The 12472-nt window shown below is 60.2% G+C and carries 17 protein-coding genes; 6 read left to right on the top strand and 11 right to left on the bottom strand.

Going from position 1 to position 12472, the window contains the following annotated elements; genetic code table 11:
- Positions 1–53 precede the first annotated feature (53 nt).
- The 3 genes from CXQ81_RS08690 to tsaA all read left to right on the top strand — a co-directional run bounded on the left by CXQ81_RS08690 (position 54) and on the right by tsaA (position 2070).
- The gene (locus tag CXQ81_RS08690; RefSeq protein ID WP_101337002.1) at positions 54–764 is read left to right on the top strand and encodes an rRNA pseudouridine synthase; all 711 of its coding nucleotides are present in this window, start codon (positions 54–56) and stop codon (positions 762–764) included.
- A 66-nt stretch (positions 765–830) separates the two neighbouring features.
- On the top strand, positions 831–1292 hold the full coding sequence (locus CXQ81_RS08685; RefSeq protein WP_007923927.1) for a DUF1456 family protein: 462 nt from the start codon (positions 831–833) through the stop codon (positions 1290–1292).
- 82 nt (positions 1293–1374) lie between these two features.
- Positions 1375–2070, top strand: a complete 696-nt coding sequence (gene tsaA, locus CXQ81_RS08680; RefSeq protein ID WP_101337001.1) for a tRNA (N6-threonylcarbamoyladenosine(37)-N6)-methyltransferase TrmO — start codon at positions 1375–1377, stop codon at positions 2068–2070.
- Between the two features lie 73 nt (positions 2071–2143).
- Here the strand turns inward: tsaA and fpr are convergent, their stop codons facing one another.
- Positions 2144–2923: a ferredoxin-NADP reductase gene (gene fpr, locus CXQ81_RS08675; protein WP_007923929.1), complete on the bottom strand. Its 780-nt coding sequence runs from the start codon at positions 2921–2923 to the stop codon at positions 2144–2146.
- A 135-nt stretch (positions 2924–3058) separates the two neighbouring features.
- On the opposite strand from fpr, the gene CXQ81_RS08670 reads away from it, so the two are divergent.
- Positions 3059–3985: a LysR family transcriptional regulator gene (locus CXQ81_RS08670; RefSeq protein WP_007923931.1), complete on the top strand. Its 927-nt coding sequence runs from the start codon at positions 3059–3061 to the stop codon at positions 3983–3985.
- Here the strand turns inward: CXQ81_RS08670 and CXQ81_RS08665 are convergent.
- The 3 genes from CXQ81_RS08665 to CXQ81_RS08655 all read right to left on the bottom strand — a co-directional run bounded on the left by CXQ81_RS08665 (position 3982) and on the right by CXQ81_RS08655 (position 6114).
- Entirely contained in the window at positions 3982–4344 is a 363-nt protein-coding gene (locus tag CXQ81_RS08665; protein ID WP_007923932.1) for a diacylglycerol kinase, read from the bottom strand. The two genes, CXQ81_RS08670 and CXQ81_RS08665, sit on opposite strands and share 4 nt — an antisense overlap.
- 75 nt (positions 4345–4419) lie before the next feature.
- Positions 4420–5070, bottom strand: a complete 651-nt coding sequence (gene erdR, locus CXQ81_RS08660) for a response regulator transcription factor ErdR (protein ID WP_101337000.1) — start codon at positions 5068–5070, stop codon at positions 4420–4422.
- A gap of 333 nt (positions 5071–5403) precedes the next feature.
- Entirely contained in the window at positions 5404–6114 is a 711-nt protein-coding gene (locus tag CXQ81_RS08655) for a tRNA-uridine aminocarboxypropyltransferase (RefSeq protein ID WP_009042442.1), read from the bottom strand.
- Between the two features lie 189 nt (positions 6115–6303).
- Between CXQ81_RS08655 and CXQ81_RS08650 the strand changes: the two genes are divergently transcribed.
- Positions 6304–6726 carry a PA3611 family quorum-sensing-regulated virulence factor gene (locus CXQ81_RS08650; protein ID WP_009042441.1) on the top strand — a complete coding sequence of 141 codons (423 nt, stop codon included), beginning with the start codon at positions 6304–6306 and terminating at the stop codon, positions 6724–6726.
- A gap of 1 nt (position 6727) precedes the next feature.
- On the opposite strand, the gene CXQ81_RS08645 is transcribed toward CXQ81_RS08650, so the two are convergent.
- Entirely contained in the window at positions 6728–6922 is a 195-nt protein-coding gene (locus tag CXQ81_RS08645; protein ID WP_007923939.1) for a hypothetical protein, read from the bottom strand.
- A gap of 482 nt (positions 6923–7404) precedes the next feature.
- On the opposite strand from CXQ81_RS08645, the gene CXQ81_RS08640 reads away from it, so the two are divergent.
- On the top strand, positions 7405–8520 hold the full coding sequence (locus CXQ81_RS08640; protein WP_101336999.1) for a TIGR00730 family Rossman fold protein: 1116 nt from the start codon (positions 7405–7407) through the stop codon (positions 8518–8520).
- A 45-nt stretch (positions 8521–8565) separates the two neighbouring features.
- Here the strand turns inward: CXQ81_RS08640 and recX are convergent, their stop codons facing one another.
- From recX to CXQ81_RS08610, 6 genes are all read right to left on the bottom strand, one after another.
- Positions 8566–9033, bottom strand: coding sequence for a recombination regulator RecX (gene recX, locus CXQ81_RS08635; protein WP_101336998.1), 468 nt, complete (start codon positions 9031–9033; stop codon positions 8566–8568).
- An 8-nt stretch (positions 9034–9041) separates the two neighbouring features.
- Positions 9042–10094, bottom strand: coding sequence for a recombinase RecA (gene recA, locus CXQ81_RS08630; protein ID WP_007923942.1), 1053 nt, complete (start codon positions 10092–10094; stop codon positions 9042–9044).
- An 83-nt stretch (positions 10095–10177) separates the two neighbouring features.
- The gene (locus CXQ81_RS08625) at positions 10178–10678 is read right to left on the bottom strand and encodes a CinA family protein (protein WP_101336997.1); all 501 of its coding nucleotides are present in this window, start codon (positions 10676–10678) and stop codon (positions 10178–10180) included.
- A gap of 82 nt (positions 10679–10760) precedes the next feature.
- Positions 10761–11297, bottom strand: coding sequence for a lysis system i-spanin subunit Rz (locus tag CXQ81_RS08620; protein ID WP_101336996.1), 537 nt, complete (start codon positions 11295–11297; stop codon positions 10761–10763).
- Complete coding sequence (locus tag CXQ81_RS08615) at positions 11279–11842, bottom strand: glycoside hydrolase family 19 protein (protein ID WP_101336995.1); 564 nt, start codon at positions 11840–11842, stop codon at positions 11279–11281. The genes CXQ81_RS08620 and CXQ81_RS08615 overlap by 19 nt, the downstream gene beginning before the upstream one ends.
- A 21-nt stretch (positions 11843–11863) precedes the next feature.
- Positions 11864–12466, bottom strand: a complete 603-nt coding sequence (locus CXQ81_RS08610; protein WP_101336994.1) for a tail fiber assembly protein — start codon at positions 12464–12466, stop codon at positions 11864–11866.
- Positions 12467–12472 lie beyond the last annotated feature (6 nt).

Genomic DNA, 12472 nt, shown 5'->3' with positions numbered 1-12472 from the left:
TAACCGGCGCCGGGCAGGTACAATGCCTGCCCCCTTTTGCTACGGCCCCTGTCATGACTGACCCGATTCGTCTCTCCAAACGCCTCATCGAACTCGTCGGCTGCTCCCGCCGGGAGGCTGAGCTGTTCATCGAGGGCGGCTGGGTCACCGTGGATGGCGAGGTCATCGACGAGCCGCAGTTCAAGGTCGACACCCAGAAAGTCGAGCTCGACCCGCAGGCCAAGGCCACCGCGCCGGAGCCGGTGACCCTGCTGCTGAACGTACCGGCCGGCCAGGACGTCGACAGCGCCATGCAGTCGCTGAGCGCCGCCAGCCTGTCCGAGGAACACCGCTTCGGCAAACGGCCGCTCAAGGGCCACTTCCTGCGCCTGACCGCCAGCGCCGATCTGCAAGCCAATGCCAGCGGCCTGCTGGTGTTCACCCAGGACTGGAAGATCCTGCGCAAGCTGACCGCCGATGCGGCCAAGATCGAGCAGGAATACGTGGTCGAGGTGGAAGGCAAGATGGTCGCCCACGGCCTCAACCGCTTGAACCATGGCCTGACTTACAAGGGCCGCGAACTGCCGCCGGTCAAGGCCAGCTGGCAGAACGAAAACCGCCTGCGCTTCGCCATGAAGAACCCGCAACCGGGCGTGATCGCCCAGCTCTGCGAAGCGGTAGGCCTGAAGGTGGTCGCCATTCGCCGCATCCGTATCGGTGGGGTTTCCATCGGCAAGGTGCCGGTCGGGCAATGGCGCTACCTGTCCGCCAAAGAAAAATTCTAGGCCGACACCCATTCAGACGCCGCGCGTGCATGCGGCGCTCAACGTGAACAGACCAGGACTGTAGACATGATTCATAACGATGTACTGCGCAGCGTGCGCTACATGCTCGACATCAGCGACAAGAAGGTCGTCGAGATCATCAAGCTCACCGGCTTTGACGTGAGCCTGGACGATATAGTCGGCTACCTGAAAAAGGACGAGGAAGAAGGTTTCGTGCATTGCCCGGACGAGGTCATGGCGCACTTTCTCGACGGACTGGTGATCTTCAAGCGTGGCAAGGACGAAAGCCGTCCGCCGTTGCCGATCGAACTGCCGGTGACCAACAACATCATCCTGAAGAAGCTGCGGGTCGCTTTCGAGCTGAAGGAAGACGACATGCACGCCATCCTCAAGGCCGCCGACTTCCCGGTGTCCAAGCCAGAGCTGAGCGCGCTGTTCCGCAAGTTCGGCCACACCAACTACCGCCCGTGCGGCGACCAGTTGCTGCGCAACTTCCTCAAGGGCCTGACCCTGCGCGTCAGAGCGTAAGGCAGCTATAAGCTGCAAGCCTCAAGCTGCAAGCTGAAGTCCAAAGCTTGTCGCTTGTAGCTTGCAGCTTGAGGCTTACAAAATGACCTACAGCGTTTCCCCCATCGGCTTCGTGCGCTCCTGCTTCAAGGAAAAGTTCGCCATCCCGCGCCAGCCGCAACTGGCCCCGGCGGCCCGTGGCGTGCTGGAGCTGGTGGCACCCTTCGACCAGGGCGACGCGGTGCAGGGCCTGGAACAGGTCAGCCACATCTGGCTGCTGTTCCTGTTTCACCAGGCGCTGGAAGACAAACCGCGGCTCAAGGTCCGCCCGCCGCGCCTGGGCGGCAACAAGTCCATGGGGGTCTTCGCCACCCGCGCCACCCACCGGCCCAACGGCATTGGCCAGTCGGTGGTCAAGCTGGACAAGGTCGAGGCCAATCGCCTGTGGATCTCCGGCATCGACCTGCTGGACGGCACGCCGATTCTCGATATCAAGCCCTACGTGCCTTACGCCGACATCATCGACAGCGCGAGCAACAGCATCGCCAGCGCGGCGCCGCAGTTGATACCGGTGCAGTGGAGCGACAACGCCCTGCAACAGGCCCATACGCACGCTCAACGCCTGCAGGAGCCGCTGGTGGAGCTGATCGAGCAATGTTTGGCCCAGGACCCACGCCCGGCCTACCAGACGCCCACCCCGGAACGCGAATACGGCGCGCAGTTCTGGGATCTGGACGTGCGCTGGCACTACCCGCAGCCGGGCGTGATCCAGGTCCTGGAAGTGGTCCCCGCGCGCTGACCGGCAACCGGAAACGAAAAAGCCCGCGCTGCCTTCTCAGGCAACGCGGGCTTTTTTCTGTGCTGCGAGTCGCTTACTTCTCGACGAAGGCGCGCTCGATCAGGTAGTCACCCGGCTCGCGCATGCGTGGCGAAACGGTCAGGCCGAAGCTGTTGAGCACTTCGCTGGTCTCGTCGAGCATGCTCGGGCTGCCGCACAGCATGGCGCGGTCGTCCTGCGGGTTGATTGGCGGCAGGCCGATGTCGCTGAACAGCTTGCCGCTGCGCATCAGGTCGGTCAGGCGGCCTTCGTTCTCGAATGGCTCGCGGGTCACGGTCGGGTAGTAGATCAGTTTTTCACGCAGCGCTTCACCGAAGAACTCATTCTGCGGCAGGTGCTCGGTGATGAATTCGCGGTAGGCGACTTCGTTGACGTAACGCACGCCGTGGCACAGGATCACTTTCTCGAAACGCTCGTAGGTTTCCGGATCCTGGATGACGCTCATGAACGGCGCCAGGCCGGTACCGGTGCTGAGCAGGTACAGGTGCTTGCCAGGCTTCAGGTCGTCCAGTACCAGGGTACCGGTAGGCTTCTTGCTGATGATGATCTCGTCGCCTTCCTTCAAATGCTGCAGCTGGGAAGTCAGCGGACCATCGGGAACCTTGATGCTGAAGAACTCAAGATGCTCTTCCCAGTTCGGGCTGGCAATCGAGTAAGCGCGCATAAGCGGGCGGCCATTGGGCTGTTGCAGGCCGATCATCACGAACTGACCGTTCTCGAAGCGCAGGCCCGGATCGCGGGTGCACTTGAAGCTGAACAGAGTGTCGTTCCAGTGATGAACACTGAGGACACGCTCGTGGTTCATGTTGCTCATGTACGGGGGACTCCTGGAAAGTTGTCGGCGCCTGCTCTGCGACAAGCGAGCCGAGCGCAATTGCACAGCATTCTAATGGCGGCGACAATATCTGTTAACTGGATTATTAAGATAAGGGTTATCGGTTATATCGATATGCGATTTACTCTCCGTCAACTGCAAGTATTCGTCGCCGTCGCCCAGCAAGAGAGCGTTTCTCGTGCTGCCGGCCTGCTGGCCCTTTCCCAATCCGCGGCAAGCACTTCAATCACCGAACTGGAACGGCAATCCAGTTGCCAGTTGTTCGATCGCGCCGGCAAGCGCCTGAGCCTCAACGCCCTGGGCAAACAGCTGCTGCCCCAGGCGGTGGCGTTGCTGGACCAGGCCAAGGAAATCGAAGACCTGCTCAACGGCAAATCCGGCTTCGGCTCGTTGTCGGTGGGCGCGACCCTGACCATCGGCAACTACCTGGCGACCCTGTTGATCGGCAGCTTCATGCAGGTCCACCCGGAGAGCCAGGTCAAACTGCACGTGCAGAACACTGCGCATATCGTGCAACAGGTCGCCCACTACGAAATTGACCTGGGTCTAATCGAAGGCGACTGCAGCCATCCGGACATCGAAGTGCAAACCTGGGTCGAGGATGAGCTGGTGGTGTTCTGCGCCCCGCAGCACCCCTTGGCCAAACGCGGCCATGCGAGCATGGAGGAACTGACCCACGAAGCCTGGATTCTGCGGGAACAGGGCTCGGGCACGCGCCTGACCTTCGACCAGGCCATGCGTCATCATCGCAGCGCGCTGAATATCCGGCTCGAACTGGAACACACCGAAGCGATCAAGCGCGCGGTGGAGTCGGGGTTGGGGATTGGCTGCATTTCCAGGCTGGCGCTGCGCGACGCTTTCCGGCGTGGCAGCCTGGTGCCGGTAGAGACGCCGGACCTGGACCTGGCCCGGCAGTTCTATTTCATCTGGCACAAACAGAAATATCAGACCTCGGCGATGCGCGAATTCCTCGAACTCTGCCGCGCCTTTACCGCCGGGGTGCAGCGCAGCGACGAGATCGTGCTGCCGAGCATTCCTTAGATAAGGATCACGGCCCAGACCACGGTAATCATGCTCAAGGCCACGAGTTGCGCGGCGCTGCCCATGTCCTTGGCATTTTTCGACAGTGGATGGCGATCCAGGGAGATGCGGTCGATCGCCGCCTCGACCGCCGAATTGAGCAGTTCGACAATCAGCGCCAGCAAGCAGACAGCAATCAGCAACGCCCGCTCGACCCGGCTGACATTCAGCAGGAAAGACACGGGGATCAGAATCGCGTTGAGCAGCACCAGCTGACGAAACGCAGCTTCGCCGGTGAAGGCGGCCCGCAGGCCATCGAAGGAGTATCCCGAGGCATTGAGGATGCGTTTAAGACCGGTTTGACCTTTGAAAGGCGACATAAATAGGCAACTAGAACAATAAGGAATGGGCAAGCTAGTTCAACAAAAGTCAAAAAAGCGTGAAGAAAGAGCCAGTTACTGGCTGGAAATTGACTCAAGTTGTTGCAGGAACAGCGCCGCCTGAGTGCGGGTCCGCACCCCCAGCTTACGAAAGATTGCCGTCACATGGGCCTTGATGGTGGCTTCCGAAACGCTCAGCTCATAAGCGATCTGTTTGTTCAGCAACCCCTCGCAGACCATGGTCAGCACACGGAACTGTTGTGGCGTCAGGCTCGCCAGGCCTTCGCTGGCCGCCTTGGCCTCGGCGGAGACGCTGACCTCTTCGAAGGCCTGTGGCGGCCACCAGACATCGCCGTCGAGCACACTGCGCACGGCTTGTTGAATGACTTCGAGAGAACTGGACTTGGGAATAAAACCGCTGGCGCCAAATTCGCGTGAACGCACCATCACTGATGCTTCTTCCTGTGCCGACACCATCACCACCGGAATCTGCGGGTACTGACCGCGCAACAGCACCAGGCCGGAAAAACCGTAAGCACCAGGCATGTTCAGGTCCAGCAGCACCAGGTCCCAATCGGCCTTTTCGGTCAGGCGGGCTTCCAGTTCGGCAATGCTCGCCACTTCCACCAGACGGACATCCGGGCCGAGGCCCAAGGTCACCGCTTGATGCAGTGCGCTACGAAAGAGGGGGTGGTCATCGGCAATCAGGATTTCGTATGTGGCCATTTTTCAAATGATCCTGTTTTTTATGGGAGCACCGATGCATTCGGTCCTCGCCAAGGCAACACAGGTGCCAGCCAGAATGCTGCACCCAAAGAGCACGATCAACGCCAAGAGCCCGGAAATGCGGCGTTTCAAAGATCGGTCGCGCCCTAATCGGCGCCAAGCATGCCCAGCGAAGCCGGGGTGGTCAAGCTTCGAGCTGTGCGGCATCTTAGCTTGCTAACTAATAACAGTGCCATCATGCAAAGCCACGCCCGCGCGGCTGCGCCTCGATGCTGAGCGGGATGCTGGTGGCGCAGCTCTGGCCGAAAAAATTCCAGTCCCTTGCCTCAGGTCTTACAGAAAAGGCTTGAGGCGCGTGTGCGTCTCGTCGTCAGGGTCGATCTCAAGCTGGAACTTGGCCGACAGATAATGGGTGCTGAACACATCCAGATAAGCATCCAGCACTTCGCCGGCCTGCCGGTCCGCGGCCAACTCCAGGCACAGCGCCGCAACCTCCGCGGTACAGAAATGGTCATCGCGCTTGGAACGCCGCAGCTTGTAGCGCGACAACTGCTCGGGCTCCAGGCTCAATACCGGCAAGTGTTCAAGATAAGGGCTTTTGCGAAACATCTTGCGCGCTTCGCTCCAGGTTGCATCCAGCAGGATAAACAGCGGGCGCTTGCCCGCCTCCAGGCGGACTTCGTTCACCACCCGCTGTGGCGCGACGAACTCTCCGGGGAACACCACATAAGGCTGCCACTGGGGATCGGCCAGCAAGGCCAGCAATTGTGGGTCGACTTCTGTTCGCGACCAGGGGAACGCCATGGTGTCTTCTATGACATCGGCGATCAGCCAGCCGGTATTGCTCGGCTTCATGGGTTCGACGTCATGCATGATCAAGCACATCGCCGACTGCGCGGAAACCTTGGGGCGCCAGGCGCACATGCAGTGGCTGGGAATCACCCGACAGCCCGCACAGCGCTCCGCCCGGGAGCCCCGGGCGGTAAAAGGCCTGACGGCACGCGCAAGACGTTGAGCACGCAGGCGGGATACGGCATGACTCATTAGAAGCCGCCCTGGCAGAAAGAAGGAATCGACACGAAAAGAACTCGGAAAGCTGAAAATTCGCACAAGTTTATCAGAGCTCTCTGCTCAAACCTGTACCGCCTACCCTCGCTCCCCTATAATTCGCCGCCACTGAACGCACAGTCGCGTGGCTGGTCGAAGCATCAGTCACTGAACCAGGAGAGTTTCATGTTGCGCTTTATCGTTCCCACCGCCGCCCTTCTGCTGGCCTTGCCGTTCAGTGCCCAGGCTGCATCGCTGCAAGACTTCGAACTGAACAAGACTCTGCAGAAAACCGCCGAGGAAAGTAACGTCGGCACGCCTCGGGAAGTCAACGAGAACATCCTCGACCAGGGTTATACCGTCGAAGGCAAGGAGCTGATCAACCACCTCAGCGTCCAGGCCGAACACGCGGAAAAAATGCGCGCCAACCCCAAGGCGGTCTACCTGCAACTGGGTGCCAGCGTTTGTCGTGACCCGAACTACCGCAAGCTGATGGCCAAGGGCGCGATCATGCGCTACGAATTCACCGAGAACCGCACCAACCGCCCGGTCGCCTCGGCACGCTTCCAGGAGTCGGACTGCCCGGCCCCGACGAAGAAGAAAAAGTAATTCAGTGCCCCGCTGCGTGCCGCTGTTGATCATCGGCCCGCAGCTCCGCCAACAGGGCCTGCAAATAGCTCGAACGGCGCTCCCCACCTTCAAGCCGGCGTCGGCATTCCTCTTCAAGAGTCAGATGATTGGCGTCTGCCGCTGACTTCAGCAGTTGATACAGTTGCGCATCTATTTCCAGTACGACTTTGTGCATGACCAGCCTCCGTGCCCCACTCGCCATTACCTGCGCGACAACCCCGACCTGTGCATCCTGCCCTTTGACGCCAAGCTGTCTTGCTAGCGCTGTAACTTAGTAAATCAGAGCCTCCACCGGTCGGCATGCGTTCAGACAGGCGGTGAAAACGCCGCACGTCACCGCTAATAAGTGATTGCCAGCCCCGACTTTCAAGGCCCATGATCAAGTCAGCGCGAATCATCATGAAGGTCTAGATTTCAAAGTGTTCATGCTGAATTTTCCTGGGTGGATCCGGAGGCCGCCCAAGCGCGTCTTGCAGTGCACATGCTTTCTAAATCAAGGAATAGCAGAACCTGTATGGATGGCCCGCTGGCCACGTCAGGGTTTTTCCACCCTGGCGAATCAGCCGCCAAAGCCGGGCTGACAGCGACACATGCAGTGTCGTGATACCAACGAATGCTTCGTTCGTGTCAAAGGTTCTGTGCAGAAGGAGAAGTTGAATGCCTTACGAACCGAATGACCTCCTCAGTCGTCATTTTCAGAGCAACGGTATCGACCTCAGCAAGGTCGAAGAACAACTCAACCTGATCGCCCCCAACAGCCCCAACATTCCTCTTTATCGCGACATGATTCTCACCGTCCTGCGCATGGCCCAGGACGATCTCAACCGCTGGAACGCGAAAATCACCCTGCAGGCCCTGCGCGAACTGGAACATGCTTTTCGCGTGCTGGAGCAGTTCAAGGGCCGACGCAAGGTGACGGTATTCGGCTCCGCGCGCACCCCGATCGAACACCCGCTGTATGGCCTGGCGCGAGAACTCGGTGCAGCCCTGGCCCGCTCCGACCTGATGGTCATCACCGGCGCCGGAGGCGGCATCATGGCCGCGGCCCACGAAGGTGCGGGTCGCGATCACAGCCTGGGGTTCAATATCACCCTGCCCTTCGAGCAGCATGCCAACCCGACGGTGGACGGCACGGAGAACCTGCTGTCCTTCCACTTCTTCTTTACCCGCAAGCTGTTCTTCGTCAAGGAAGCCGATGCCCTGGTGTTATGCCCGGGTGGCTTTGGCACGCTTGATGAGGCGCTGGAAGTACTGACCCTGATCCAGACCGGCAAGAGCCCGTTGGTACCGGTGGTGCTGCTGGATGTCCCGGGAGGAACCTTCTGGCAAGGGGCGCTGGACTTTATCCACAACCAGCTCGAGAACAACCGCTACATCCTGCCAACCGACATGAAGCTGATGCGCCTGGCGCACAACACCGAGGAGGCGGTCGAAGAAATCAACCAGTTCTACAGCAACTTCCACTCCAGTCGCTGGCTGAAACATCAGTTTGTCATTCGCATGAATCACAAGCTCAGCGAACCGGCGCTCAAGCAGATGCAGACGGCTTTCGCCGACCTGTGCCTGAGCGATCGCTTCCATCAACATGCCTACAATGTCGAGGAGCACAACGAACCGGAGTTCAGCCATCTGGCACGCCTGTCGTTCACCTTCAACGCCCGCGACAATGGTCGCCTGCGCGAACTGATCGACTTCATCAACCTGCCGGAAAACTGGGCGATGAATCAGGCCAGGACGCCACAACGCAATAGAGAACCGATCAAGGTCACTTGAGCGGAGAAGCAGCGGCCCGCGCATTCGACTCGCGGGCCCTACAGGTCAATCGCCCACCCTTCGGCCGCTCAACAAGCGGCCGATCATGTCCATCGAATATCCCCGATACCCCAGAAAGCGGCCTTGTTTGGCACGCTCCTTGGCATCTATCGGGAAATGCCCGGCAAACTTGCGCCGCCAGACATCCTCCAGTTGTGCTTGCCAGTCGATGCCGCTCTCACGCAAGGCGAGTTCGATATCGGCACGCTGCAAACCGCGCTGGCTGAGTTCTTCGCGAATACGCATGGGGCCGTAGCCGGAACGGGCACGATAGGAAACGAAACTTTCGAGGTAGCGGGATTCGGATAGCAGCCCCTCTTCCGTCAAACGGTCAAGGGCTGTTTCGATCATCTCGGGAGAGGCGCCGCGCTGACGCAGTTTACGCGTCAGCTCGACTCGACCGTGCTCGCGTCGCGCGAGCAGGTCCATTGCGGTTCGCCGCACCGCGACGAGGGTATCGAGTACGGCGGTCATCGGATCGATCAGATATCCGCGTCGGCCATGTCATCGATGGTCTCGTTGACAGGCGAAGCTTTGACATCAGCGGTCGGAGCCAGCAGCTTGTCGCGAATCTGCTTCTCGAGGGCGTTACCGATTTCCGGGTTGTCCTGCAGGAACTTGGCCGAGTTGGCCTTGCCCTGACCGATCTTGTTGCCCTGGTAGCTGTACCAGGCACCGGACTTCTCGAGGAAACCGTGCAGCACGCCCAGATCGATGATCTCGCCGTTCAGGTAGATACCCTTGCCGTACAGGATCTGGAATTCAGCCTGGCGGAACGGTGGAGCCACCTTGTTCTTGACGATCTTGACCCGGGTTTCGCTACCGACGACTTCGTCACCTTCCTTCACCGCACCAGTACGACGGATATCCAGACGAACCGAAGCGTAGAACTTCAGCGCGTTACCACCGGTGGTGGTTTCCGGGCTGCCGAACATCACGCCGATTTTCATACGGATCTGGTTGATGAAGATCACCAGGCAGTTGGCGTTCTTGATGTTGCCGGTGATCTTGCGCAGCGCCTGGGACATCAGGCGGGCCTGCAGGCCCACGTGCATGTCGCCCATCTCGCCTTCGATCTCGGCCTTGGGCACCAGTGCCGCCACGGAGTCGATCACGATCACGTCGATGGCATTGGAGCGCACCAGCATGTCGGTGATTTCCAGCGCCTGTTCACCGGTATCCGGCTGGGAAACCAGCAGGTCGTCAACGTTGACCCCCAGCTTGCCGGCGTATTCCGGGTCCAGTGCGTGCTCGGCGTCGACGAAGGCGCAAGTGGCGCCCATCTTCTGTGCCTGGGCAATCACGGACAGGGTCAGGGTGGTTTTACCGGACGATTCCGGACCGTAGATTTCAACAATACGGCCCTTTGGCAGGCCGCCGATGCCGAGTGCGATGTCCAGACCCAGAGAGCCAGTGGAAATGGCCGGGATCGCCTGGCGGTCGTGATCGCCCATACGCATTACGGCACCCTTGCCGAATTGACGTTCGATCTGACCCAGGGCCGCAGCCAAGGCTTTCTTCTTGTTGTCGTCCATTAAAGTCCTCACGTAATCAATAAGGCCTGACGGCCAACACCTGTATAAGTAGCCAGTATTATTCCACAGCGTTCGTGGATCGCCTACCCCTGTTTTGAGATTTCTGCCGCGGCATGTTGCAGCAAGCCCTCTAGCGCGGCCCTCACCGTTTGTCGGCGGACGTCGTCCCGATTCCCGGCAAAGTGTCGGCACTCGGCCGTTACCGCCTCTCCCACGCCCCAGGCCAGCCATACGGTGCCCACCGGCTTCTGTGACGAACCGCCGTCCGGGCCGGCCACGCCGCTGACCGCCACGGCAAAACGCGCCCTGCTTTTGCCCTGCGCGCCCCGCACCATCGCCTCGACCACCTCGCGGCTGACCGCGCCGACGGAAGCGAACAGCGCTTCCGGCACCCCTAGCTGTTGGGTCTTCTGCCGATTGGAGTAGGTCACATAACCCGCTTCGAACCAGGCCGAACTCCCGGGAATGCGGGTGATGGCCTCGGCAATCCCGCCACCGGTGCAGGATTCGGCGGTGGTGACGTGGGTATTCAGAATCTGCAGGCGCCTGCCAAGTTCAGCGGCAAGCTGGGTGATTTCGTTCACGGTCCTCTCCTGATCGGGTTGGCGGAGGTCTTACCGTACACGAGCGATACGCGCTTGCAAGGCACGGAGCGGATCAAAATGTTTAGCGGTTCAACGCCCTGACGTAGGCCTGGCACGCCTGCAGGGCGATCAGTCCCTGGTCGCCGGCATCGGTGATGCCGATAATTCGTTGAGCATGCGCCGGGTCAAGTCGGGCTCGCGGGGCTCCATGAACCACGCCGCCGGTGGCGGGGGTGGCAGGCACCGGGCAGCCGCCGGCGCTGTCATCGGCGGCGAGGAGGACTGACAGGCGCAGATCAGCAGTGGCAAGACGGTCGCGCAGGCGACCTTGATCACGTTGTGCATCGTTCAAGGCTCGGTAATGGGTTTGGTCGCTGGCTTGCAGCTGTTGCTCCAGGGCCAGGCGTTTATCCTGCTCGTCCCGCTGCCGGGCAGCGGCCGCCAGGTTCAACTGATTCAGCGCTTCGCCGTGCAGCCTGGCCTGCTCCGCCAGTTGCCGGCCAAAACGCCACTCCTGAACCTGCCAGGCCAGCGTCCCCGCGACGCCGGCCACCACGGCCAGCAGCACGACGACAGCCATTGCCCGGGAAGACAGGGGCATCAGGCCGAAGGCTGGCATAACACCTCCCGCGCCCGCGCCCAGAGTTGCAGGCGGTCCTCCAGGCCGTTCAAGCCGCCGTTGATACGCCGGGTGATGCTGTTGAACTGGTCGCGGTCGGCCAGTTCGTTAAGACCGTTCTGCTGCCAGAACCAGGCGGCCGACTCAGCGGCCCACTGTGGCTGTTCCAGCAATTGCGGCAACGCCAGCAAACGCTCGTCACCGAACAGCCCGAGGCTGCATTGCCGGTAATTGTCGCGACCGGTGACCTGGATCAGACCGCGGCCACGGTATTTCTGGCCGTCGCCATCGGCCTCCGGGGTATTGCCCAGACGGGCCGCCAGGCTGCCGGTGTCGTATTTGCTCAGGTACTGGTCATTGCCCAGCTCCCGCACATAACGCAACTGCCCCGACTCATGACCGACCTGCGCGAGGAAGGCGGCCATGCGTTTGGGCGTGTTGATATGGCGGTTCAACATGGCGGTGTTAAGCGCAGAAACAAAAACGCCCGCTTGGGAGCGGGCGTTGGGCATGATCTTGAGGAGTTGTCCCTCGGTCACAGACATCAGTGTCTCCCTGACTTGGGTTCATTTGGCACGGAAGAAAGATCGCAAGGCATTCAACCGGCCACGGGGGGCATCCAGAGTTAGCACTGGCCACTCAATTTCAAGCGGATAACCCGGCTGCTGCTCGATACGGTTCAAGGCAACGCAATAGCGCTTCCACTCCAGTAAGGCAGATTGCTCCTCGGATGAGGCTTCTCCCAGTTCAAGGGCGTATTGAAGTGACGCCATGCGCAACGTCGCCTCAGCCAATTGTTTGTCCCGCTCACCTTGAGCGGCGAGTGTTGCCGCTGCCTGTTGTGCTTTTACATCAAGCTGCCAGGAACCCTCGCGCCAACTAAAGTACGGTCCCGGAGGCGCCGTTTTCGTAAATCCTTCTGGCAGGTCACCCACCTCGGACCACTCCACGGATTCACCCGTATCGGTGCTGTAGACCACACCACGCAAATCAAGAACTTGTTGAGGCCAGCCTCCGATAAGGGCCCATACATGACCAGACATTGGCTCATCGAGCTGCTGGTCCAGAGTTACAGCATTATTTGGCAACTGAATGCCCAAGCCAGGAATAAGGGGAAACTCAACAGGGCCGATCAGAGCCCCCGATGCATCAATCAGGTAGTTCATCATTTCGTC

The organism is Pseudomonas sp. 09C 129 (assembly GCF_002843625.1).
GTDB lineage: Bacteria > Pseudomonadota > Gammaproteobacteria > Pseudomonadales > Pseudomonadaceae > Aquipseudomonas > Aquipseudomonas chlororaphis.
This window is presented reverse-complemented; position numbering and strand designations above follow the sequence as displayed.

What these genes read in the sequence shown, in the direction of transcription:
- recX (WP_101336998.1), bottom strand. Translation starts at nt 9,033, where the DNA reads ATGACCGCCGTACTCGATACCCTCGTCGCGGTGCGGCGAACCGCAATG.
- CXQ81_RS08655 (WP_009042442.1), bottom strand. Translation starts at nt 6,114, where the DNA reads ATGAGTCATGCCGTATCCCGCCTGCGTGCTCAACGTCTTGCGCGTGCC.
- CXQ81_RS08615 (WP_101336995.1), bottom strand. Translation starts at nt 11,842, where the DNA reads ATGTCTGTGACCGAGGGACAACTCCTCAAGATCATGCCCAACGCCCGC.
- CXQ81_RS08690 (WP_101337002.1), top strand. Translation starts at nt 54, where the DNA reads ATGACTGACCCGATTCGTCTCTCCAAACGCCTCATCGAACTCGTCGGC.
- CXQ81_RS08640 (WP_101336999.1), top strand. Translation starts at nt 7,405, where the DNA reads ATGCCTTACGAACCGAATGACCTCCTCAGTCGTCATTTTCAGAGCAAC.
- CXQ81_RS08665 (WP_007923932.1), bottom strand. Translation starts at nt 4,344, where the DNA reads ATGTCGCCTTTCAAAGGTCAAACCGGTCTTAAACGCATCCTCAATGCC.
- tsaA (WP_101337001.1), top strand. Translation starts at nt 1,375, where the DNA reads ATGACCTACAGCGTTTCCCCCATCGGCTTCGTGCGCTCCTGCTTCAAG.
- CXQ81_RS08610 (WP_101336994.1), bottom strand. Translation starts at nt 12,466, where the DNA reads ATGATGAACTACCTGATTGATGCATCGGGGGCTCTGATCGGCCCTGTT.
- fpr (WP_007923929.1), bottom strand. Translation starts at nt 2,923, where the DNA reads ATGAGCAACATGAACCACGAGCGTGTCCTCAGTGTTCATCACTGGAAC.
- CXQ81_RS08685 (WP_007923927.1), top strand. Translation starts at nt 831, where the DNA reads ATGATTCATAACGATGTACTGCGCAGCGTGCGCTACATGCTCGACATC.
- CXQ81_RS08620 (WP_101336996.1), bottom strand. Translation starts at nt 11,297, where the DNA reads ATGCCAGCCTTCGGCCTGATGCCCCTGTCTTCCCGGGCAATGGCTGTC.
- CXQ81_RS08650 (WP_009042441.1), top strand. Translation starts at nt 6,304, where the DNA reads ATGTTGCGCTTTATCGTTCCCACCGCCGCCCTTCTGCTGGCCTTGCCG.
- CXQ81_RS08645 (WP_007923939.1), bottom strand. Translation starts at nt 6,922, where the DNA reads ATGCACAAAGTCGTACTGGAAATAGATGCGCAACTGTATCAACTGCTG.
- recA (WP_007923942.1), bottom strand. Translation starts at nt 10,094, where the DNA reads ATGGACGACAACAAGAAGAAAGCCTTGGCTGCGGCCCTGGGTCAGATC.
- erdR (WP_101337000.1), bottom strand. Translation starts at nt 5,070, where the DNA reads ATGGCCACATACGAAATCCTGATTGCCGATGACCACCCCCTCTTTCGT.
- CXQ81_RS08670 (WP_007923931.1), top strand. Translation starts at nt 3,059, where the DNA reads ATGCGATTTACTCTCCGTCAACTGCAAGTATTCGTCGCCGTCGCCCAG.